This window comes from Streptococcus mitis, from assembly GCF_047465045.1.
Lineage (GTDB): Bacteria > Bacillota > Bacilli > Lactobacillales > Streptococcaceae > Streptococcus > Streptococcus mitis_DT.
On record NZ_JASHAR010000002.1, the window covers coordinates 18,372 to 42,301 of the forward strand.

General features: G+C 35.8%; 20 protein-coding genes, 3 tRNA genes and 1 pseudogene. 19 read left to right on the forward strand and 5 right to left on the reverse strand.

Features of this window, described 5'->3' with window-relative positions; translation table 11 throughout:
* The first annotated feature begins 27 nt into the window (after positions 1-27).
* The 6 genes and pseudogenes from QM409_RS01650 (at position 28) to QM409_RS01675 (ending at position 2,688) form a co-directional block, all read left to right on the forward strand.
* Positions 28-101 (forward strand) — tRNA-Arg (locus QM409_RS01650).
* A gap of 165 nt (positions 102-266) precedes the next feature.
* Positions 267-386 (forward strand): annotated as a pseudogene (gene comC / locus QM409_RS01655) (competence-stimulating peptide ComC); the annotation flags it as partial.
* 25 nt (positions 387-411) lie between these two features.
* Positions 412-1,737: a competence system sensor histidine kinase ComD gene (gene comD / locus QM409_RS01660; RefSeq protein ID WP_001048129.1), complete on the forward strand. Its 1,326-nt coding sequence runs from the start codon at positions 412-414 to the stop codon at positions 1,735-1,737.
* Entirely contained in the window at positions 1,734-2,486 is a 753-nt protein-coding gene (gene comE / locus QM409_RS01665; protein WP_000866074.1) for a competence system response regulator transcription factor ComE, read from the forward strand. Before comD ends, comE begins: the two co-directional genes overlap by 4 nt.
* 51 nt (positions 2,487-2,537) lie before the next feature.
* Positions 2,538-2,609, forward strand: a tRNA-Glu gene (locus tag QM409_RS01670).
* Positions 2,610-2,614: 5 nt separating this feature from the next.
* Positions 2,615-2,688, forward strand: a tRNA-Asn gene (locus QM409_RS01675).
* Positions 2,689-2,728: 40 nt separating this feature from the next.
* On the opposite strand, the gene QM409_RS01680 is transcribed toward QM409_RS01675, so the two are convergent.
* Positions 2,729-3,271, reverse strand: coding sequence for a TetR/AcrR family transcriptional regulator (locus tag QM409_RS01680; protein WP_001158273.1), 543 nt, complete (start codon positions 3,269-3,271; stop codon positions 2,729-2,731).
* Between the two features lie 127 nt (positions 3,272-3,398).
* Here QM409_RS01680 and QM409_RS01685 point away from each other — a divergent pair, with 127 nt between their 5' ends.
* A complete protein-coding gene (locus QM409_RS01685) occupies positions 3,399-6,041 on the forward strand; it encodes a YhgE/Pip family protein (RefSeq protein WP_414305026.1) in 2,643 nt (880 codons plus the stop codon).
* Positions 6,042-6,067: 26 nt separating this feature from the next.
* Here the strand turns inward: QM409_RS01685 and QM409_RS01690 are convergent, their stop codons facing one another.
* Both QM409_RS01690 and QM409_RS01695 read right to left on the reverse strand, forming a co-directional pair.
* Entirely contained in the window at positions 6,068-8,611 is a 2,544-nt protein-coding gene (locus tag QM409_RS01690) for a YfhO family protein (protein WP_414305027.1), read from the reverse strand.
* A gap of 59 nt (positions 8,612-8,670) precedes the next feature.
* Entirely contained in the window at positions 8,671-10,293 is a 1,623-nt protein-coding gene (locus QM409_RS01695; RefSeq protein WP_414305028.1) for an ATP-binding cassette domain-containing protein, read from the reverse strand.
* A 205-nt stretch (positions 10,294-10,498) separates the two neighbouring features.
* Between QM409_RS01695 and trpS the strand changes: the two genes are divergently transcribed.
* Together trpS and guaB are read left to right on the forward strand one after the other, a co-directional pair.
* Positions 10,499-11,524, forward strand: coding sequence for a tryptophan--tRNA ligase (gene trpS / locus QM409_RS01700; RefSeq protein ID WP_414305029.1), 1,026 nt, complete (start codon positions 10,499-10,501; stop codon positions 11,522-11,524).
* Positions 11,525-11,675: 151 nt separating this feature from the next.
* Entirely contained in the window at positions 11,676-13,154 is a 1,479-nt protein-coding gene (gene guaB, locus QM409_RS01705) for an IMP dehydrogenase (protein ID WP_000073431.1), read from the forward strand.
* Between the two features lie 49 nt (positions 13,155-13,203).
* On the opposite strand, the gene recF is transcribed toward guaB, so the two are convergent.
* A complete protein-coding gene (recF, locus tag QM409_RS01710; protein WP_414305030.1) occupies positions 13,204-14,301 on the reverse strand; it encodes a DNA replication/repair protein RecF in 1,098 nt (365 codons plus the stop codon).
* Positions 14,302-14,303: 2 nt separating this feature from the next.
* A complete protein-coding gene (gene yaaA, locus QM409_RS01715) occupies positions 14,304-14,672 on the reverse strand; it encodes a S4 domain-containing protein YaaA (RefSeq protein ID WP_000455894.1) in 369 nt (122 codons plus the stop codon).
* Between the two features lie 158 nt (positions 14,673-14,830).
* Here yaaA and yfmF point away from each other — a divergent pair, with 158 nt between their 5' ends.
* From yfmF to pcsB, 10 genes are all read left to right on the forward strand, one after another.
* Positions 14,831-16,081, forward strand: a complete 1,251-nt coding sequence (gene yfmF / locus QM409_RS01720) for an EF-P 5-aminopentanol modification-associated protein YfmF (protein WP_414305031.1) — start codon at positions 14,831-14,833, stop codon at positions 16,079-16,081.
* Entirely contained in the window at positions 16,078-17,361 is a 1,284-nt protein-coding gene (gene yfmH / locus QM409_RS01725) for an EF-P 5-aminopentanol modification-associated protein YfmH (protein ID WP_414305032.1), read from the forward strand. Before yfmF ends, yfmH begins: the two co-directional genes overlap by 4 nt.
* Positions 17,362-17,402: 41 nt before the next feature.
* Entirely contained in the window at positions 17,403-18,218 is an 816-nt protein-coding gene (gene rodZ, locus QM409_RS01730) for a cytoskeleton protein RodZ (protein ID WP_414305033.1), read from the forward strand.
* A gap of 10 nt (positions 18,219-18,228) precedes the next feature.
* On the forward strand, positions 18,229-18,774 hold the full coding sequence (gene pgsA / locus QM409_RS01735) for a CDP-diacylglycerol--glycerol-3-phosphate 3-phosphatidyltransferase (protein WP_125392805.1): 546 nt from the start codon (positions 18,229-18,231) through the stop codon (positions 18,772-18,774).
* Entirely contained in the window at positions 18,771-19,598 is an 828-nt protein-coding gene (locus QM409_RS01740; RefSeq protein WP_414305034.1) for an energy-coupling factor ABC transporter ATP-binding protein, read from the forward strand. Before pgsA ends, QM409_RS01740 begins: the two co-directional genes overlap by 4 nt.
* A complete protein-coding gene (locus QM409_RS01745) occupies positions 19,583-20,422 on the forward strand; it encodes an energy-coupling factor transporter ATPase (RefSeq protein WP_049543281.1) in 840 nt (279 codons plus the stop codon). Before QM409_RS01740 ends, QM409_RS01745 begins: the two co-directional genes overlap by 16 nt.
* Positions 20,415-21,209, forward strand: coding sequence for an energy-coupling factor transporter transmembrane protein EcfT (locus tag QM409_RS01750; RefSeq protein ID WP_261050003.1), 795 nt, complete (start codon positions 20,415-20,417; stop codon positions 21,207-21,209). The genes QM409_RS01745 and QM409_RS01750 overlap by 8 nt, the downstream gene beginning before the upstream one ends.
* A gap of 58 nt (positions 21,210-21,267) precedes the next feature.
* Positions 21,268-22,086, forward strand: coding sequence for a rod shape-determining protein MreC (gene mreC / locus QM409_RS01755; protein ID WP_261050002.1), 819 nt, complete (start codon positions 21,268-21,270; stop codon positions 22,084-22,086).
* A complete protein-coding gene (gene mreD / locus QM409_RS01760; protein ID WP_261050001.1) occupies positions 22,086-22,580 on the forward strand; it encodes a rod shape-determining protein MreD in 495 nt (164 codons plus the stop codon). Before mreC ends, mreD begins: the two co-directional genes overlap by 1 nt.
* A 93-nt stretch (positions 22,581-22,673) precedes the next feature.
* Positions 22,674-23,867, forward strand: coding sequence for a peptidoglycan hydrolase PcsB (gene pcsB / locus QM409_RS01765; protein ID WP_045612480.1), 1,194 nt, complete (start codon positions 22,674-22,676; stop codon positions 23,865-23,867).
* Positions 23,868-23,930 lie beyond the last annotated feature (63 nt).

Sequence of the window (23,930 nt, forward strand, 5' to 3'; positions counted from 1 at the left end):
TGAATTTTTGGTAGAATAGCTATATTAGGTCTCATAGCTCAGCTGGATAGAGCATTCGCCTTCTAAGCGAACGGTCGCAGGTTCGAATCCTGCTGGGATCAATATAGTAGCAAAGCTGGGAATTTTCCCGGCTTTTTTCTTAAAAAAGTACACTTGGGGAGAAAAAAATGACAGTTGAGAGAATTTTATCTAAAACGAAATTCCATTTTGTATAATAGTTTTTGTAAGTTAGCTTACAAGAAAAAAACATTTAAGGAGATTTTATTATGAAAAACACAGTTAAATTGGAACAGTTTGTAGCCTTGAAGGAAAAAGACTTGCAGGAGATTCAAGGTGGGGAAAGTAGACTTCCAAAAATCCGCTTTGATTTTATTTTCCCACGAAAAAGTAATGAAATAAGGGGAAAGAGTAATGAATTTATTTGGAGTTGGGTTAGTTATTGTTTATTTTTTAATTATTAGTCACAGTTACCGTTTAATTTGTAAAGGTCAAATAAATAGAAAAGAACTATACGTTTTTAGTGCTTATATATTACTAACAGAAATAGTACTTGATTTTCCATCATATCTTCTACATTTAGATGACTTAGGGATTGTAAAATTTTTATTTCCTTTGGTATTATATTCCTATTTTCGATGGATTAAACAGTATGAGAGGGATAGAGGACTATTCCTAAGTTTACTACTATCTCTTTTATATGAGAGCACTCATAACTTTTTGTCCGTAACTTTATCCTCTCTAACAGGAGACAATTTTGTTTTACAATATTATGAACCATTCTTTTTCCTTGTAACGGTGTTGACTTATGTCGTTATCTTAAAAATCATTCATTATTTCCATTTGGATCTAAACTATTTTGATAAAGACTACCTCTATCCTTTCTTGACAAAAGTATTTTTTGCTTTGCTACTGCTCCATATTGTATCTTTCGTTTCAGATATGGTAAGTACGATTAAACATTTGAATAGTTTTGGAAGTATTTTATCATCTATCGTCTTTATTTCTCTCCTTTTAACCTTTTTTGCAATGAATTCACATAAAGATCAAATGGAGAAAGAGATTGCTTTGAAGCAGAAGAAATTTGAACAGAAACATTTACAAAACTACACAGATGAAATTGTCGGTTTGTATAATGAAATTCGTGGTTTTCGACATGATTATGCTGGGATGCTTGTCAGTATGCAGATGGCAATTGACAGTGGTAATTTACAGGAAATTGACAGAGTTTACAACGAAGTTTTGGTTAAAGCCAATCACAAACTGCGCTCAGATAAGTACACTTACTTTGATTTGAACAACATAGAAGATTCAGCTTTACGAAGTTTGGTTGCTCAGTCAATTGTCTATGCTCGAAATAACGGTGTAGAGTTTACACTGGAAGTAAAAGATATAATTACTAGACTACCAATAGACCTTCTGGATTTAGTTCGTATTATGAGTGTTTTATTGAACAATGCTGTCGAAGGATCGGCTGATAGTTATAAAAAGCAGATGGAAGTAGCAGTTATTAAGATGGAAACTGAAACAGTGATTGTGATTCAGAATTCATGTAAAATGACGATGACTCCTTCAGGAGATCTATTTGCTTTAGGATTCTCTACTAAGGGAAGAAATCGCGGAGTAGGATTAAATAATGTGAAAGAACTACTGGATAAGTACAACAACATTATTTTAGAAACAGAGATGGAAGGCAGTACATTTAGACAAATCATTAGATTTAAGAGGGAATTTGAATGAAAGTTTTAATTTTAGAAGATGTTATTGAACATCAAGTGAGACTAGAGAGAATATTGGATGAAATTTCGAAAGAATCGAATATTCCAATATCATACAAGACAACGGGAAAAGTTCGTGAGTTTAAGGAATATATCGAAAATGATGAAGTAAACCAGCTTTATTTTCTAGATATTGATATTCATGGAATTGAGAAAAAGGGATTTGAAGTGGCTCAGCTCATTCGTCATTACAATCCTTACGCTATTATCGTCTTTATCACCAGTCGATCAGAGTTTGCGACTCTAACATATAAATACCAGGTATCAGCCCTAGATTTTGTTGATAAGGATATCAATGATGAGTTATTTAAGAAGAGAATTGAGCAAAATATCTTCTACACGAAGAGTATGTTACTTGAAAATGAAGATGTGGTAGATTATTTTGACTACAATTACAAGGGAAATGATTTAAAAATTCCTTATCATGACATTTTGTATATTGAAACGACAGGAGTTTCTCATAAATTGCGCATTATTGGTAAGAATTTTGCAAAAGAATTTTATGGTACCATGACAGATATTCAGGAAAAGGACAAACATACTCAGCGATTTTATTCTCCTCATAAGTCATTTTTGGTAAATATAGGTAATATTAGAGAAATTGATCGAAAAAACCTAGAAATTGTTTTCTATGAAGATCATCGTTGTCCTATTTCAAGATTAAAAATTAGAAAATTGAAAGATATTCTAGAGAAAAAATCTCAAAAGTAATTGACAATTAGCAAGAAATTGATATAATGGTTATATCTGCTACAGATAGAAGGTCCGTTGGTCAAGGGGTTAAGACACCGCCTTTTCACGGCGGTAACACGGGTTCGAATCCCGTACGGACTATTTTATCCGCCATAGCTCAGTTGGTAGTAGCGCATGACTGTTAATCATGATGTCGTAGGTTCGAGTCCTACTGGCGGAGTATAGGTAAAAGGGAACACAACTGTGTTCCTCTTTTTGTATCAATTTGTATCACCAAGCATTTTCATAAGGAAGTCTGTTATTTCTTGAGGACTTTCTTTTTTTCCATGTGCAATCCAAGTTTGGCAGACACCAAAAAGTGCGTGAGTTAGATAGATGCTACTATATTCTAATTCAGTGGTATTGAGATTCAGTTGCATAAAGCGTTTTTGTAAATCTGTGCTGAGCATGATATGAAGTTTATTTCGTAAGAAATTTTGGATTTCTTTAGTCCCATTTTCAGAAAGAAGGGCAGCCAGAAGTGGTTCTGACTCTAGATATTCAAAGACTTCTAAAATAGCATCTTTTTTGTGATGAGCATGTTTTTGGAAAATATATTCAAATGTATGGAATAGCTTGCTTTGATAATGCTCGATCATATCATACTTATCCTTATAGTGAGTATAGAAGCTGGAACGGCTAATTCCGGCTTTTTCTGCTAGCTTGACAGTAGAAATTTGATCAAATGGCTGTTCCATGAGTAATTGTACCATAGCATTTTCAATAGTTCGCTTTGTTTTTAAGCGTTTGTTACTTTCTTGCATATTTCCTCCTTGTAAACAAATTAGACTATATGTCTAAAAATGGATTTTTTATCTTGTAATCTAGATTTTTTATTGTATAATCTATTATATCAAAATTTTAGACAATATGTTTAAAAAAGGAGAAGCTATGTTTAAAGAATGGAAAGCAATTTTTAAAAAACCAACCTTTATTATTGTCATGATAGGAATTTCTCTTATTCCCGCTCTGTACAATATCATATTTTTGTCATCAATGTGGGATCCATATGGTCAAGTGTCTGACTTACCTGTGGCAGTTGTCAATAATGATAAAGATGCCTCTTATAATGGTAATAGCATGTCTATAGGAAAAGACATGGTGTCTAATTTAGAGCAAAATAAATCATTGGATTTTCATTTTGTAGATGAAGAAGAAGGTAAGAAGGGTCTAGAAAACGGTGATTATTATATGGTAGTCACTTTGCCAAGTGACTTGTCTGAAAAAGCAGCTTCTATTTTAACGGATCACCCTGAGCAAATGCAAATCGATTATCAGACTTCAAGTGGCCATAGTTTTATTGCCAGCAAGATGAGCGATTCTGCTATGACACAATTAAAGCAGAGTGTTTCTACCAATGTAACCGAGACTTATACTAAAGCTTTCTTTAACAAGATGGTCGATTTAAAGGATGGTATGAGTCAAGCAGCGTCTGGTAGTGAAAAACTAACTGATGGAGCGAATCAGTTAGTGGCAGGAAGTCAAACATTAACTACTAACCTACACTCTTTAGCAGATTCAAGTTTAACATTTTCAAATGGAACGGAGCAGTTTACTAAAGGATTATCCTCTTATGTCTCTGGTGTTGAACAACTTCATCTTGGATTAGGAAATTTTAATAGTGGTTTAGTTACATATACTGGTGCAGTGAGTCAATTAGATAGCGGATTAGGTCAATTATCTTCTAAAAGTCCTGAATTAGTAGGAGGAATCAATCAACTATATACTGGTGTAGAGTCCTATACTGGCGGTGTTTCTCGGCTCAATGCTGGTCTTAATCAATTTTCATCTGGTGTTAGTGCCTATACAAATGGAGTGGGAAATCTTGCAACAGGTGCGAATCAGTTATCTAGTCAATCAGCTACACTTCGAATGGGTGTGGAGCAATTAAGTGAAGGGATTCAACAACTTTCTAGTAAGTTAGATGCTTCATCTGGGCAAAAAGATCAAATTAATCAATTATCTTCTGGTCTAAATCAGTTAAATCAAGCTATTCAAAATATTGATGTTGGAGATACAAAACAATTATCTTCTGTTTTATCAAGTATAGTTTCTCTTTCTAATCAAATGCTAGCAAGTGCTCAGTCTGAAAAAGCAACTACATTAGCAAATATTCAATCAACAGCAGCTTATCAATCCTTGACAAGTGAGCAACAAGCTGAGATAAGTGCTTCTGTATCTCAAAATTCGACTGATAGTATTCAATCGGCTCAGTCAATTATAGCTTTAGTACAAGGTTTACAGGGAGGATTAGAAAACTTACAAAATCAATCTTCTAATCTTTCAACATTAAAAGATCAAGCTAATCAAGTATTACCGCTTGCTTCTACTTCTTTGACAGGATTGTCAAGTGGATTAACAGAAATACAGGGAGCAGTGACGAGTAAATTAGTTCCTGCTAGTCAGTCGATTACATCGGGGGTAAATGCATATACTGCAGGTGTTGATAAAGTTTCTCAAGGCGTAAGTCAACTAAGTGAAGAGAATTCCACCTTGACAGGTAGTTTGGATCAATTAGTTTCAGGCTCAACTACCTTGACACAAAAATCTTCTAACTTGACAACAGGAGTTGGTCAATTAGTTGAAAAAACTCCAGAATTAGTGTCTGGTATTGAAAAATTATCAACTGGCTCTAACCAATTGAATCAAAAGAGTCAAGAATTGATAGCAGGAGTTGATAAATTGCAGTCAGGCTCTAGCCAACTAGCTGACAAATCCAGTCAGTTAATTTCAGGTGCTTCTCAATTAGAAAGTGGAGCTAATAAATTGGCAGATGGAGCTGGGGAACTAGCAGAAGGTGGAACAAAGTTAACTTCTGGATTGGAAGGTTTACAGACAGGAGTTGCTTCTTTGGGACAAGGATTAGGTAATGCTAGTGATCAACTCAAGTCAGCATCAACAGAATCTAAAAATGCAGAGATTTTGTCAAATACTCTCAGTCTCTCCAAAACTGACAATGACCAAGTTCCTGTAAATGGAATTGCAATGGCTCCTTATATGATATCAGTTGCTCTTTTTGTTGCAGCAATATCAACGAATATGATCTTTGCGAAGTTGCCTTCAGGACGTCATCCGGAGAACCGTTGGGCTTGGTTGAAATCTCGAGCTGAAATAAATGGTATTATAGCTGTTTTGGCAGGAATTTTGGTATATGGAGGAGTTCATCTTATTGGTCTAACTGCAAATCATGAGATGAGAACATTTATTCTCATTATCCTAACAAGTTTAGTATTCATGTCCATGGTGACCGCTTTAACAACATGGAATAGCCGTATAGGAGCTTTCTTTTCTCTTATTTTGCTTTTATTACAGTTAGCATCAAGTGCAGGTACTTACCCACTTGCTTTGACAAATGATTTCTTTAGAGCCATCAATCCTTGGTTACCAATGAGTTATTCAGTTTCGGGATTACGACAAACAATCTCTATGACAGGAAATATTCATCATCAAGTCATTTTCCTTGTTGTGATATTAGCCCTATTTATTGGTTTAGGTATGCTAGCCTATCGACCTAAGAAAATGGAAGAAGATTAAAAAAATCGACCAACTGGTCGATTTTTTTATGTCTTAGATGACTTTCGTTTGTGATTATAGATTCCAAATAGAAAAAGAGAAGTAAAGGAACAGATTGCTCCAATAACAAACCCATTGGGAATAAAGGAAAGTGTAATAGTTCCTTTTCCCTTAGGAACGTCAACTTTCATAAAGCCAGTTTGAGCTTGGTTAATTTTTATTTTCTTACCATCTTGGTAGGCAGACCAACCTTTGTCATAAGGAATGGTGAAGAAAATCGACGTATCTTGTTTGACATCATATGTAGCAAAGACCTTGTTTTTAGAAGTTGATACTGTGACAGGTTGTTCTTTAATTTTTTGAATTGCCTCGGTAAAAGTTTTGGTATCTAAACGATAGAAGGTAGGAGATTCAAATGATACCTGTGAATTTCCAGGGAAACTAACATTAATATTGAAAGTTTTTTTCTCTTTAGTATATCCTAGATTAAAGAAGGAGAAGACATTATCAGTTGTAAAAGTTTTCTTTTCCCCATTTACAAGGATGTCAACCTTTTTTTGTTTGTCATTAGAAAAGTGAAGGTTTGTGAAAGAAAGATAAACTTGACTGTTTTCTGGCACTTCAATTTGATACTGGAGCGCTGCATCCTCATTTGAAGAACTTGTAACAGTAATCAAATCATCAGTATTCTCTGTTTTTTTATAGGGTATTGGAGAAAAATAATCAAAATTGACGTCAGCAAGTTGATTTAAAAACGAGGCCTGATTATCTAGAGTATGTTCATTGAACTTGACATCGTTGTAAATAGATTGACTAGCAAAGGCAATTGGAAGAGAGTATTGATTTTCATATAGGGTAAGATTATCTTTTTGATAGATATCTTTAAAACCATACTTATCAATAGGACTGTCTGAGATATTATACTGGATGCCAAATAAACTATCAGCCAAAATACTATTATTTGCATAACGGAGATTGAGATTGGTCCCAGAGGATTTAAAGCCAAGTTTATCCAAAGTAGAGCTTGCTGAACGATTTCGAACAGATGAAAATTGAGAGATTCCATTGTAGTTGAATTTCATACTGTCATTCCCTGTCTGAGTTTGTAGTTTTTCAGTACGAGTAAATGGATCCTCAATATATGTTGAGAAAGATTCCATAGCTGGGATATCTCTACTATATGCACTTCGAGAAGCAAATCCCCATTCCTTAGAAATTCCGTCTATTTGAGATGAAGCATTTAAACTCATTTCAACTATTATAAATAAAGAGATTAGAATGGCAAATAGATTTACAGAGATAAACTTTTTGATAACTGCAAGGAGTAAAAGCGAATAGACAACTAAAAATTCAAGAGTCAGTAGGATATTCAAATCTGTTAAAAAAGAATAATGCGATTTTAGATAGATGGTAGCTAAAAATCCTGTTACTATAAGAAAAAGCGAAACTAAAAAATTCCAGATTTTAATTTCTTTCAGACGATTTAAGATTTCTGCTGCTGTGTAAATTAACAAGGTAGAGAAAATCCAAGCATAGCGATGTAAAAACATGTTTGGAGTATGCATGCCTTGCCAAAATAAATCAAGAGCTTCAATATAAAAGCTTGCAATTAGAAATGTAAAGAAGATTGCATAGATAAGTTTCACGTGAAACTTAATAGATTTCAGAGTAAAAAATAAAATGGTCAAAATAAAGGGAAGGAGTCCAACAAAAATCATTGGGATGGCCCCATACTTTGTTGTGTCAAAGGAACCAATGAATTGTTTAGCAAAGAGATCAAGATACCAGCTACTTTCAGTTTGAAACTTTGTAATTTCAGTCAATTTTTCCCCATGTGTCTGTAAATCAAACAGAGTGGGAAGAGTCATAATCAAACTAGCCATACTAGCTAAAATGGAGGTGATTATGAAATCAAGAACAGATGATTTTCGAGTTTTAAAATCCCAAGAAATTTGATAGAGATACAAGAAAATAAGAAACAATGCTGTCATATAGCCAAAATAATAGTTTTGGATAAATAAGATTGACAGACTTGTAAAGTACAATAGGAATTTCTTTTCAGTGATAAGTAGCTGTAAACCAGTTATAATTAAAGGAATCAAGATAAAAACATCTAGCCAGGTTTTTATCTCTAATTGACTGACAGTGAAACTCATCAGAGCATAGGAAGTAGATAAAGCTAGTTTTAAAGTCTGAGGGATATTTTTAAATAATTTATTTAAACTAAAGAAGGTTGACAGACCAATCAATCCAAATTTTAAGAGAGTTGTCAGATAGACAGCATCTGGCATATTCGTTAAATCAAAAAAGTAAACCAGAGGCGCGAGAAAACTACCCAAGTAATAACTAGATAGGGCATAGAAGTTTAGTCCTAGACCACTTGTAAAGGTGTAAAACAAACTACCATTTCCATGTAGGATATTTCTTAGAGCTATATCAAAAATAACGTATTGATGAAAGCCATCTCCTAATAGAGGAGAGGTGTCACTATTCCAGTAGATACCTTGAGATAGGTATACTCCTGCCATAATCAATACAGGAATGATGAAAGAAACAAAATATGTCCAATATGTTTTAAAAAATAATTTCATGTTACCTCATAAAATGTTAGAAAACTCAGCTGGTTAACCCAACTGAGTTTTGAATTTTTTTAGTCTTTCCAAAGTTCTTTAACTTTTGCTTGTACTTCTGCATTCTCTAGGAATTCATCATAGGTTTCATCGATACGGTCAATGACGCCATTTTTAGACAAGACAATGATATGGTTGGCTAGAGTTTGAATAAACTCGTGGTCATGGCTGGCAAAGATGATTGATTCTTTAAAGTTTTTCAATCCATCATTCAAGCTTGAGATAGATTCCAAGTCCAAGTGATTGGTTGGATCATCAAGTACAAGGACATTTGATTTTAAGAGCATGAGTTTTGAAAGCATGACACGAACTTTTTCTCCCCCTGACAAGACATTTACAGGTTTGTTAACCTCATCTCCAGAGAAGAGCATACGGCCGAGGAAGCCACGTAGGAAAGTATTGTCATCTTCTTCTTTACTTGCGAATTGACGCAACCATTCAAGGATTGACTCTCCTCCTGCAAAATCTGCCGAGTTATCTTTTGGCAAGTAAGAACGGCTAGTAGTTACTCCCCACTTGACAGTTCCTTCATAGTCAATGTCCCCCATGATTGCACGAATTAATGCAGTCGTTTGGATGTCATTTTGTCCAATAAGCGCTGTCTTATCACCTGGACGCAAGATAAAGCTGATATTATCTAAAATAGTCTCACCATCAATCTTTACAGTTAGATTTTCTACTGTCAAGAGATCATTACCAATCTCACGTTCCGCTTTAAAGTTGATAAATGGATATTTACGACTAGATGGTACAATTTCTTCAAGTTCAATCTTATCAAGCATTTTCTTACGTGATGTTGCCTGTCTTGACTTAGAAGCATTGGCAGAGAAACGAGCAACGAACTCTTGCAATTGTTTAATTTTTTCTTCTGCTTTGGCATTACGGTCTGCTAGCAATTTAGCAGCGAGTTCAGAAGATTCCTTCCAGAAGTCATAGTTTCCGACATAGAGTTTGATTTTTCCGAAGTCAAGGTCGGCCATGTGAGTACATACTTTGTTTAAGAAGTGACGGTCGTGGGATACTACGATAACGGTGTTATCAAAATCAATCAAGAAGTCTTCTAGCCATGTAATTGATTGGATATCCAAACCATTGGTCGGCTCGTCCAAAAGAAGAACATCTGGTTTACCAAAAAGTGCTTTGGCGAGGAGAACCTTTACTTTTTCACCGTTGGCCAACTCGCTCATATTTTGATAGTGCAATTCTTCTGGGATATTTAGGTTTTGAAGGAGTTGAGAGGCTTCACTTTCTGCTTCCCATCCTCCAAGCTCGGCAAACTCTCCTTCAAGTTCGGCAGCACGCACTCCATCTTCGTCTGAGAAATCTTCTTTCATGTAGATGGCATCTTTCTCTTTCATGATGCTATAAAGTTTTTCATTTCCCATGATAACAACATCAATGGCACGTTCATCTTCATAGTCAAAGTGATTTTGACGAAGAACAGAGAGACGTTCATCTGGACCAAGAGAGATGTGACCAGTAGTAGGTTCGATATCTCCAGCTAAAATTTTTAAAAAGGTTGATTTTCCGGCACCATTAGCACCGATCAATCCGTAAGTATTTCCTTCTGTAAATTTGATATTGACATCATCAAAAAGTTTGCGATCACTAAAACGTAGTGAAACATCAGATACTGTAAGCAATGTTTTTCTCCTATATATGTAATATATTTATTCTACTAGAAAATACGGAAATATTCAAATTTTTATCTGTCAATTTTGTGTAAATTAAATTTACAGCATACTTTACACAAATCCGTAAATAGCAAGGCTGATTTATTTTGATAAATTACGGTTATTTCATTAAAAAAATGCTATAATTGAAGGGACTATATCGAAGGAGAACAAAATGACTAAACCCATTATTTTAACAGGAGACCGTCCAACAGGAAAATTGCATATTGGACATTATGTTGGAAGTCTCAAAAATCGAGTATTATTACAGGAAGAGGATAAGTATGATATGTTTGTGTTCTTGGCTGACCAACAAGCTTTGACAGATCATGCTAAAGACCCTCAAACCATTGTAGAGTCTATCGGAAATGTAGCTTTGGATTACCTTGCAGTTGGATTGGATCCAAGTAAATCAACTATCTTTATTCAAAGCCAAATTCCAGAATTAGCTGAGTTGTCTATGTATTATATGAATTTAGTGTCATTAGCACGTTTGGAGCGCAATCCAACTGTCAAGACAGAAATTGCTCAGAAGGAATTTGGAGAAAGCATTCCGACAGGATTTTTGGTTTATCCAATTGCACAAGCAGCTGACATCACAGCCTTTAAGGCCAACTATGTTCCTGTTGGGACAGATCAGAAACCAATGATTGAGCAGACTCGTGAAATTGTTCGTTCTTTTAACAATGCATATAACTGTGATGTCTTGGTAGAACCGGAAGGTATTTATCCAGAAAATGAGAGAGCAGGGCGTTTGCCTGGTTTAGATGGAAATGCTAAAATGTCTAAATCACTTAATAATGGTATTTATTTAGCTGATGATGCGGATACTTTGCGTAAAAAAGTAATGAGTATGTATACAGATCCCGATCATATCCGCGTTGAGGATCCAGGTAAGATTGAGGGCAATATGGTTTTCCATTATCTAGATGTTTTTGGTCGTCCAGAAGATGCTCAAGAAATTGCTGACATGAAAGAACATTATCAACGAGGTGGTCTTGGTGATGTGAAGACCAAGCGTTATCTACTTGAAATATTAGAGCGTGAACTTGGTCCTATTCGTGAGCGACGTATCGAATTTGCTAAGGATATGGGAGAAGTTTATAATATGCTTCAAAAAGGTAGTGAAAGAGCGCGTGAAGTTGCAGGTCAAACCCTATCTGAGGTAAAAGGAGCAATGGGACTTCATTATTTTAACTAGGTTTATTTTACAAGAAACTATCATTTCTATCTCAAAGAAAAGATAGTTTTTTATTTACCCCTGTAACATTTGACAAATTTTTATAGAATGGTATGATAGATACAATATAAAAAGAGTCAAGCTCAAAAAGAAAGAAAAGAGGAAACTTCGAATGTCTAATTGGGACACTAAATTTTTGAAAAAAGGTTTTACCTTTGATGATGTATTGCTTATTCCAGCTGAAAGTCATGTGTTGCCTAACGATGCAGATTTAACAACTAAATTGGCAGATAATCTGACTTTAAATATCCCAATTATTACCGCTGCCATGGACACAGTTACAGAGAGTCAAATGGCCATTGCTATTGCTCGTGCAGGCGGTCTCGGAGTTATCCATAAAAACATGTCAATTGCTCAACAAGCAGACGAGGTTCGTAAGGTAAAACGTTCTGAAAATGGAGTTATTATTGATCCGTTCTTCTTGACGCCTGAACATACAATTGCTGAAGCAGATGAGCTTATGGGTCGTTACCGCATCAGTGGTGTTCCAGTTGTTGAAACACTTGAAAATCGTAAATTGGTTGGTATTTTGACAAACCGAGATCTTCGTTTTATTTCAGACTATAACCAACCAATCTCCAATCATATGACCAGTGAAAATCTTGTGACTGCTCCTGTGGGTACAGATCTTACAACAGCTGAGAGTATTCTTCAAGAACACCGTATTGAAAAGCTTCCTTTGGTAGATGAAGAAGGTCGCCTTTCTGGTTTGATTACTATCAAAGATATTGAAAAAGTTATTGAGTTTCCAAATGCTGCTAAAGATGAGTTTGGTCGTCTTCTAGTTGCAGGTGCAGTAGGTGTTACTTCAGATACATTTGAACGTGCAGAGGCTCTTTTTGAGGCAGGAGCGGATGCGATTGTTATTGATACTGCACATGGTCATTCTGCAGGTGTCTTGCGTAAAATTGCTGAGATTCGTGCTCATTTCCCAGATCGTACTTTGATTGCTGGAAATATTGCTACTGCTGAGGGAGCGCGCGCACTTTACGAAGCAGGTGTAGACGTTGTCAAGGTTGGTATTGGACCAGGTTCTATCTGTACTACTCGTGTGATTGCTGGTGTTGGTGTTCCACAAGTAACAGCTATCTATGATGCTGCAGCTGTTGCGCGTGAATATGGTAAAACGATCATTGCTGACGGTGGAATCAAGTATTCTGGAGATATTGTAAAAGCTCTTGCTGCTGGTGGAAATGCAGTTATGCTTGGATCAATGTTTGCTGGAACAGACGAAGCACCAGGTGAAACTGAAATCTTCCAAGGACGTAAGTTCAAGACTTACCGTGGTATGGGATCAATCGCAGCAATGAAGAAAGGTTCAAGCGATCGTTACTTCCAAGGTTCTGTCAATGAAGCAAATAAACTTGTTCCAGAAGGAATTGAAGGTCGTGTTGCTTATAAAGGAGCAGCAGCTGATATCGTCTTCCAAATGATTGGTGGTATTCGCTCTGGTATGGGTTACTGTGGTGCAGCTAACCTTAAAGAGTTACATGACAATGCTCAATTTATTGAAATGTCTGGTGCGGGTTTGAAAGAAAGCCACCCTCATGATGTACAAATTACTAATGAGGCACCAAATTATTCTATGTAAAAGAAATAAAAAGAACTCCTGCGAAAACAGGAGTTCTTTTACAATGTTATCAATTTTTATTTACAGAAACTTGACCATTTTGAATAGCGAAAACACTTAGATTTTCTGGTAAATTTTGAAGATGATCTAAGCTTGTTGTTGTAATAAAGGTTTGGATTGAATGAGAAATCGTTTCTAATAATTTTAGTTGTCTAGTGTTGTCAAGTTCACTCATAACATCGTCAAGCAATAATATCGGAGATTCTGTAGTAATACTTTCCATTAACTCGATTTCTGCTAATTTTATAGAGAGGACGAGACTACGATGTTGACCTTGACTTCCAAAACTAGCATCCATCCCATTTATATAAAAAGAAATGTCATCCCGATGAGGACCAACACCAGTATTCTTTTTAAATAAATCTCTGGATCTACTTTTTTCTAAAGCAATTTTGAAAGATTCAGATAAATCTTCTTGATCAGTTGGCTTGACAGAAGATTGATAGGATATTGACAACTCTTCAATCTGATTAGAGAGTTCAAAATGTTTCTTACGACCAAATGATTCTAGTTTTTTTATGAAATCTAAGCGGTGATTCATTACACGACATCCATAATCAACTAGCTGATCATCTAAGACTGAAAGGAAGGTTTCATCTATTTTTTGAGCTGATTTTAGGTAAGTGTTTCTTTGCTTTAGGATGTGGTTATAATTGGTTAAATCTGATAAATAGATTGGCTTAATTTGTCCAAGCTCCATATCAATAAATTTTCGTCGAATTGTAGGTGCTCCTTTAATTAGTTGTAAATCTTCAGGAGCAAATAAGACAACATTCATGTGTCCGACATAATCTGAAAGTCGTGCCTGTTTTAAATGATTAACTTTTGTCACACGCCCTTTTTGTGTTAGTTCGATTTCGAGAGGAATGGATCCCGTTTGTTTCTGAACAAGACCTGAAAGATGAAGTTGTTCCTCGTCAAAATGAATAAGATTTTTATCTGTCCGAGTCCGATGACTACGTGTTAAGGCTAAAAAATAGATAGCCTCTAACATATTTGTTTTACCTTGCGCATTGCGTCCTAAAAAGACATTTAATTTAGGATTAAAGTCTATTTTCGTCTCTTTATAGTTACGAAAAGTCTTGAGAGATAGGTGTTGTAGCCACATGATTATCTACCAGGGAATCGCGGAGTTTGTTTGTTTTTGGGTGATGAAGTAGGTTTTGATTTATCTTTTTTTACTCCCTTATTCATCTCCTTAACAAGTTTAGCGATTCGTTCTTTTTCAACTTTATCAGCCTGATATTCCTCTTGCTCCTCAGAAGTAGGTTGTGTCAACAAGATGTCAATATTCATGTCAGGGATGTCAACTTTATCACCAATATGAAGTTTTTTACCACGACGACTCTCTAATTCCCCATTAAAGTAAACAGAGTGTTCAGAGAGAAATGATTTGATAGCTCCTCCGCTATGTGTAATTCCAAGTTCTTTGAGTAGTGCTTGGAGGGTAATAAATTCTTCAAATAATTTGTATTCCATAATTCACCTCAATCTTTGGTATTATACCATATTTTCCTAAAAATAGTGAGAGAAATAAGGAGTAATGTAAGCGATTTTTATTTCAAAAGTGTTACAGAGAACAAGAAAATTTCAGGTTTTCGTGATATAATAGAAGTCTGTATATAAGGAGGTAAATCATGGAGTTAGTGCATGGAATTTCAACACATTTTATCCAATCAAAAAAGTTTAAAACGAACAAAATCACCGTGCGTTTTACAGCTCCATTATCTCTTGATACGATTGCAGGTCGCATGTTGAGTGCGAGTATGCTAGAGACTGCTAATCTGATGTATCCCACTTCTCAAGATTTGAGAAGACACTTGGCTAGTCTATATGGTACAGATATGTCAACCAATTGTTTTAGAAGAGGACAAGGCCACATTGTAGAATTGACATTCACATATGTTCGTGATGAGTTTTTAAGTAAGAAAAATGTGCTAACTGCACAGGTTTTGGAACTAGTAAAAGAAACTCTTTTCTCACCCGTGGTAGTTGATAATGGGTTTGATTCGGCCTTATTTGAAATTGAGAAAAAGCAATTGCTAGCAAGTTTAGCATCTGATATGGATGATTCTTTTTATTTTTCACATAAAGAATTAGACAAATTATTTTTTCATGACGAATGTCTCCAATTAGAGTATAGTGATTTACGCAATCGTATTTTAGCTGAAACTCCACAAAGTTCTTATTCTTGTTTCCAAAAATTTTTGGCTAATGATCGAGTAGATTTCTTTTTCCTAGGTGATTTTAATGAGATTGAAATTCAAAATGTATTAGAATCATTTGGTTTTAAAGGTCGAGAAGTGGATGTGAAGATTCAATATTGCCAACCTTATTCCAATATACTACAAGAAGGTATGGTTCGGAAAAATGTGGGACAATCGATTTTGGAATTGGGATATCATTGTTCTGCTGAATATGGTAATGAGAAACATTTACCCATGATTGTAATGAATGGTTTACTGGGGGGATTTGCTCACTCTAAACTCTTTACAAATGTCCGTGAAAATGCTGGATTAGCTTATACCATTTCAAGTCAGCTTGACTTATTTAGTGGATTTTTGAGGATGTATGCTGGTATTGATCGAGAAAATCGGAATCAGGCTCGAAAAATTATGAATAATCAACTGCTTGATATAAAAAAAGGTTATTTTACAGATCTTGAGTTAGAGCAGACCAAGGAAATGATTCGTCGGTCTTTGCTGCTTTCTCAAGATAATCAAGGTTCATTGATTGAACGTGCTTATCAAAATGCTTTACTTGGAAAATCTTCAGCAGACTTTAAAAGTTGGATTGAAAAACTCGAACAAATTGACAAAGATGCTATTTGTAGAGCAGCTAATAATGTGAAACTACAAGCGATTTACTTTATGGAAGGAATAGAATGACAAAGGTTGTTTTTGAAGAAAAATACTATCCAGCTGTAAAAGAAATGGTTTATCGAACTCGTTTGGCAAACGGATTAACAGTAGCTCTTTTACCTAAAAAGGAATTTAAAGAGGTTTACGGGAGTGTAACTGTACAGTTTGGTTCGGTAGATACGCTTGTCACAGAAGTTGACGGAGATGTAAAACAATATCCTGCGGGAATTGCTCATTTTCTTGAACATAAATTATTTGAGAGAGAAGATTCTAGTGATTTGATGTCGGCTTTTACGAGTCTAGGTGCAGACAGCAATGCCTTTACAAGCTTTACAAAAACAAACTATCTTTTTTCAGCAACGGATTATTTTTTAGAAAATTTAGACTTACTTGATGAATTGGTAACATCAGCACATTTCACCGAAGATTCGATTCTGAGAGAGCAGGATATTATCCAGCAAGAACGGGAAATGTATCAAGATGATCCAGATTCGTGTTTATTCTTTTCAACTCTAGCGAATTTATATCCTGGTACACCTTTAGCTACTGATATAGTTGGAAGTGAGGAATCCATTTCCCAAATCAATCTAACTAATTTGCAAGAAAACTTTACAAGGTTTTACAAACCTGTAAATATGTCTCTGTTTTTAGTTGGTAATTTTGATGTGGAGCGAGTACAGGACTATCTTGAAAGAAAAGAACTGAAAGATTCAAATGTTCATGAAGTGGCAAGAGAAAAGTTGCTTTTGCAAGATGTGAAGCAAACAGACAGTATGAGGATGGAAGTATCTTCTCCCAAACTAGCGATTGGAGTTAGAGGTAAACGAGAAGTTGCTGAATCGGATTGCTATCGATATCATATTTTATTAAAATTATTGTTTGCAATGATGTTTGGTTGGACTTCGGATCGTTTTCAAAAATTATATGAATCAGGTAAAATAGATGCTTCCTTATCTCTTGAAATTGAAGTAACAAGTCGTTTTCATTTTGTTATGTTGACAATGGATACGAAAGAGCCAGTTGCTTTATCTCATCAGTTTAGGAAGGCCATTCGTAATTTTACAAAGGATTTGGATATTACAGAGGATCATTTAGATATTATCAAAAGAGAGATGTTTGGGGAATTTTTCAGTAGCATGAACTCTCTTGAATTTATTGCAACGCAATATGATGCTTTTGAACATGGTGAGACAATTTTTGATTTACCAAAGATTTTACAGGAAATTACTTTAGAGGATGTCCTTGATGCTGGACATCACTTAATAGATGAAGGGGATATAGTTGATTTTACAATATTCCCATCGTAGTAACCTATCATAATAGACACTAGAAAGAAGGGATGACAAGTATGAGGAAAAAAACAATTGGTGAGGTTTTACGTTTAGCTAGAACCAACCAAGGGTTGACTTTAGAAGAATTACATAAAAAAACAGAAATTCAGTTGGAGATGTTGGAGGCAATGGAAGCTGATGATTTTGATCAACTTCCTAGTCCATTTTATACTCGTTCTTTTTTGCGAAAGTATGCGTGGGCTGTTGAGTTAGATGAGCGAATTGTCTTGGATGCTTATGATTCTGGGAGCATGATTACTTATGAGGAAGTAGATGTTGATGAAGACGAGTTGACAGGTAGGAGACGTTCAAGTAAGAAAAAAACATCCTTTTTACCTTTATTTTATTTTATCCTTTTTGCCTTATCGATTTTAATTTTTGTGACCTATTATGTTTGGAATTATATCCAGACTCAACCGGAGCGTTCATCTGCGTCTAGTTATAGTGTAGTCCAAGCAACAAGCTCGACTAGTTCTGCAACTCCATCTTCAACTAGTAGTAGTTCTTCTAATACTGAACCAGCTATAACGGTATCGGGTGAAGGAAATCGAGTAGAAGTTGCTTATAAAACGAGTAAAGACACTGCAAAATTGCAATTATCAGTGTCAGATGCTAGAAGTTGGGTTAGTGTTTCAGAAAGTGATCTTGAGGGTGGTGTGACTTTATCACCGGATAATAAAAGTGCGGAAACAAGCGTTTCAACTAAAAATCCTGTGACCATTACTTTAGGTGTTGTCAAAGGTGTTGCCTTAACAGTAGACAATCAGACTGTTGATTTATCGAAATTAACAGCTCAGACTGGACAAATCACTGTAACCTTTACTAAAAATTAAGGAAAAACGAATGAAAAAAGAACAAATTCCAAATCTTTTAACGATAGGTCGAATTCTCTTTATACCTATTTTTATCTTTATTTTAACAGTAGGAAATTCGATAGAGAGTCATATGGTAGCAGCTATTATCTTTGCTGTTGCTAGTATTACAGACTATTTAGATGGATATTTAGCTCGTAAATGGAATGTGGTTAGTAATTTTGGTAAATTTGCAGATCCTATGGCGGATAAGCTACTAGTTATGTCGGCTTTTATTATGCTGATTGAGTTAGGAATGGCTCCGGCTTGGATTGTTGCAGTGATTATCTGTCGTGAGTTGGCTGTGACAGGTTTGAGGCTTTTACTGGTTGAAACTGGTGGAACGGTTTTAGCAGCAGCCATGCCTGGAAAAATTAAAACTTTCAGTCAGATGTTTGCGATTATTTTCTTGCTATTACATTGGACTTTGATTGGTCAAGTTCTACTTTATGTAGCCTTGTTTTTCACTATCTACTCTGGATATGATTATTTCAAGGGTAGTGCCTATGTATTTAAAGGGACATTTGGTTCGAAATGAAATCAATAATTGATGTAAAAAATCTTTCCTTTCGCTATAAGGAAAGTCAGGAATACTATGATGTGAAGGATATTACGTTTCACGTGAAACGTGGAGAATGGCTTTCGATTGTAGGGCATAATGGTAGTGGTAAATCAACGACCGTACGATTAATTGATGGCTTACTGGAGGCAGAATCTGGAGAGATTGTAATCGATGGCCAACTGCTGACTGAGGAGAATGTTTGGAGTATACGGCGTCAAATCGGTATGGTTTTTCAAAATCCAGACAATCAATTTGTTGGAGCGACTGTTGAAGATGATGTTGCCTTTGGTTTGGAAAATCAGGGCCTTTCTCGTCAAGAAATGAAAAAGAGAGTGGAAGAAGCTCTGGATTTAGTTGGCATGTTGGACTTTAAAAAGAGAGAGCCGGCGCGTCTATCGGGTGGCCAAAAGCAACGTGTGGCCATTGCAGGTGTTGTAGCCCTAAGACCAGCTATTTTAATCCTAGATGAAGCAACGAGTATGTTGGATCCTGAGGGTCGTAGAGAACTTATTGAGACAGTAAAAGGAATTCGAAAAGACTATGATATGACGGTCATTTCCATTACACATGATTTGGAAGAAGTTGCTATGAGTGATCGCGTATTGGTCATGAAAAAAGGGGAAATTGAATCAACTAGTAGCCCTAGAGAACTTTTCTCTCGAAATGATTTAGATCAAATTGGATTAGACGATCCTTTTGCCAATCAATTAAAAAATTCTTTGAGCCAGAATGGCTATGATTTGCCTGAAAATTATTTGACAGAAAGTGAGCTAGAGGATAAGCTATGGGAATTGCTCTAGAAAATGTGAGTTTTACATATCAAGAAGGGACTCCCTTAGCTTCAACAGCTTTGTCGGATGTTTCTTTGACGATTGAAGATGGTTCTTATACGGCTTTAATTGGCCACACAGGTAGCGGTAAATCAACTATTTTACAACTTTTAAATGGTTTATTGGTGCCAAGTCAAGGAAGTGTACGAGTTTTTGATACCTTAATCACCTCGACTTCTAAAAACAAAGATATTCGTCAAATTAGAAAACAGGTTGGCTTGGTATTTCAGTTTGCTGAAAATCAGATCTTTGAAGAAACAGTTTTGAAGGATGTTGCTTTTGGACCGCAAAATTTTGGAGTTTCTGAAGAAGATGCGGAGCAGATTGCGCGTGAGAAACTGGCTCTGGTTGGAATTGATGAATCACTTTTTGATCGCAGTCCGTTTGAGTTATCAGGTGGACAAATGAGACGTGTCGCCATTGCAGGCATACTTGCCATGGAACCAGCCATATTAGTCTTAGATGAGCCCACAGCAGGCCTAGATCCCCTGGGAAGAAAAGAGCTGATGAATTTGTTCAAAAAGCTCCATCAGTCAGGGATGACCATCGTCTTAGTAACACATTTGATGGATGATGTTGCTGAATATGCGAACCAGGCATATGTGATGGAAAAAGGACGTTTAGTTAAGTTTGGTAAACCGAGTGATGTCTTTCAAGATGTTGTTTTTATGGAAGAAGTTCAGTTGGGAGTACCTAAAATTACAGCTTTTTGTAAACGATTGGCTGATAGAGGCGTGTCATTTAAACGATTACCGATTAAGATAGAGGAGTTCAAGGAGTCGCTAAATGGATAGTATGATTTTGGGGCGTTATATCCCAGGGGATTCGATAGTTCACCGATTGGATCCACGCAGCAAATTACTGGCTATGATGCTACTGATTTTGATCGTTTTTTGGGCTAATAATCCCTTGACGAATCTAATTCTTTTTATAGTGACAGGGATATTTATTGCCTTGTCAGGAGTATCTCTTTCATTCTTTATTCAGGGCTTGAAATCTATGTTTTTCTTGATTGCCTTCACAACTATTTTTCAATTGTTTTTCATTTCTAATGGGAATGTTTTGTTTGAGTTTTCGTTTGTGAGAATTACGGATTATGCTTTGCAACAAGCTGGGATTATTTTTTGTCGCTTTGTATTGATTATTTTCTTTTCAACTTTGTTAACCTTAACGACCATGCCCTTAAGTTTGGCATCAGCTGTCGAAGCTTTGTTAGCGCCTTTAAAGTGTGTGAAAGTTCCAGTTCATGAAATTGGATTGATGCTGTCCATGAGTCTACGTTTTGTTCCAACCTTGATGGATGATACGACGCGGATTATGAATGCACAGAAAGCGCGTGGAGTGGATTTTGGAGAAGGAAGTATTGTTCAAAAAGTAAAGGCGATGATTCCTATTTTGATTCCTCTTTTTGCAACAAGTTTAAAACGTGCGGATTCCTTGGCTATCGCTATGGAAGCGCGCGGTTATCAGGGGGGAAAAGGCAGAAGTCAATACCGACAACTGAAATGGACTCGAAAGGATACGCTGACCATTCTTGTTATTATCATACTTGGTTTTTGCTTATTTTTCTTAAAATCTTAGTAGCTTTCAGGAATTGATAAAAAGTTACTGTAACAGTTTTTGATATAAAGGTAGGGATATGAACCGTTTTAAAAAATCAAAATATGTCATTATTGTGTTTGTCACTGTTTTGCTTGTGTCAGCTCTCTTAGCGACGACTTATTCAAGTACAATTGTGACAAAATTAGGAGATGGAATCTCATTGGTTGATAGAGTTGTGCAAAAACCTTTTCAGTTGTTTGATTCTGTCAAATCAGATTTGGCTCATTTGACACGAACATATAATGAAAATGAAAGTTTGAAGAAACAGATTTACCAATTAGAAGTTAAATCGAATGAGGCGGAAAGTTTAAAGACAGAAAATGAACAACTGCGCCAATTGCTTGATATGAAGTCTAAATTGCAAGCCACAAAGACTTTGGCAGCAGATGTTATTATGCGTTCTCCGGTATCTTGGAAGCAGGAATTAACTCTAGATGCAGGCAAATCAAAAGGGGCTTCTGAGAACATGTTAGCCATTGCAAATGGTGGTTTGATTGGGAGCGTTTCAAAAGTAGAGGAGAACTCTACCATGGTCAACCTTCTGACAAATACGGAAAATGCTGATAAAATTTCTGTTAAAATTCAACATGGTTCTACTACAATTTATGGAATTATTGTTGGCTATGACAAGGAAAATGAAGTTCTTAAAATTAGTCAATTAAATAGTAATAGCGATATTAGTACAGGCGATAAGGTGACAACGGGTGGATTAGGAAACTTTAACGTTGCTGATATTCCTGTTGGTGAAGTGGTTGCCACAACGCATAGTACAGACTATTTGACACGAGAAGTAACTGTTAAATTGAGTGCAGATACTCATAATGTAGATGTGATAGAATTAGTGGGGAATTCATAATGAGACAGTTGAAACGGGTTGGAGTGTTTTTATTGCTTCCTTTCTTTGTTCTAATTGATGCCCATATTAGCCAGCTTCTGGGCTCATTTTTCCCCCATGTATATTTGGCTAGTCATTTTCTGTTTTTGTTTCTTTTATTCGAGACGATTGAAGTATCAGAATATCTCTATTTAGCTTATTGTTTTGTAGTTGGTTTGGTTTATGATATTTACTTTTTCCACTTGATTGGAATTGCGACTCTGTTGTTCGTCTTGTTGGGGGTATTTTTACATAAATTTAACAGTATTATTTTATTGAATCGTTGGACGAGAATGTTAGCAATTATTGTCATGACTTTTCTATTTGAAATGGGGGCTTACATACTTGCAATAGCGGTAGGTTTAACTGTGGATAGTATGTCTTTATTCATAGTCTATAGTTTAGTTCCATCAATGATTTTGAACCTTATATGGATGATTGTTTTTCAGTTTATTTTTGAAAAATTTTACCTATAAGAAAGAAATAAAAATGTAACAAAGGCGTAATATTCATTAGGCCTTTTTTTGGTATACTAGTAATGTCTTTAAAAGAAGGAGTATCTACGCAATATGAAGAAAAAAATCTTAGCGTCACTTTTACTAAGTACAGTAATGGTTTCTCAAGCAGCTGTTTTAACAACTGCGCATGCAGAAACTACTGATGACAAAATTGCTGCTCAAGATAATAAAATTAGTAACTTAACAGCACAACAACAAGAAGCCCAAAAACAAGTTGATCAAATTCAGGAGCAAGTATCTGCTATTCAAACAGAGCAATCAAACTTGCAATCTGAAAATGATAGACTACAAGCAGAATCTAAAAAGCTTGAGGGTGAAATTACAGAACTTTCTAAGAATATTGTATCTCGTAATGATTCATTGCAAAAACAAGCTCGTAGCGCTCAAACAAATGGAGCTGCAACAAACTACATCAATACAATTGTAAATTCAAAATCAATTACAGAAGCTATCTCACGTGTTGCTGCAATGAGTGAAATCGTATCTGCAAACAACAAGATGTTGGAACAACAAAAAGCAGATAAAAAAGCTATTTCTGAAAAACAAGTAGCAAATAATGATGCAATCAATACAGTTATTGCAAATCAGCAAAAACTAGCTGATGATGCTCAGACATTGACAACTAAACAAGCAGAGTTGAAAGCTGCAGAATTGAATCTTGCTGCTGAAAAAGCTACTGCAGAGGATGAAAAAGCAAGTTTACTTGAGAAAAAAGCTGCAGCGGAAGCGGAAGCTAAAGCAGCTGCAGAAGCAGAAGCTGCTTATAAAGCTAAACAAGCAAGTCAACAACAAACAGTCGTTGCTTCTGGAAATACAACTTTTACAGCAGAAGTTCAAGCAGTATCTAGCTCATCTGAATCATCTTCAAGTTACACACCTGCACCAGTAAAACATCGTCCAACATACAGTACAAATGCTTCAAGTTATCCAACTGGTGAGTGTACATGGGGAGCTAAAACCTTGGCCCCTTGGGCTGGAGACTACTGGGGTAATGGAGCACAGTGGGCTACAAGTGCAGCTGCTGCAGGTTTCCGTACAGGATCTACGCCTGAAGTTGGTGCGATTGCATGTTGGAATGATGGCGGATATGGACACGTAGCCGTGGTTACAGCTGTTTCATCATCAACAAGTATCCAAGTGTCTGAATCAAACTATGGTGGAAACCGTACAATCGGAAATAAACGTGGATGGTTCAATCCTACTACAACTTCAGAAGGTTTTGTAACATATATCTATCCAAACTAATGAATGAAACGAAGAGGCTCTATTCGAGTCTCTTTTATGATTTATATAGTTAACTTACTTTAA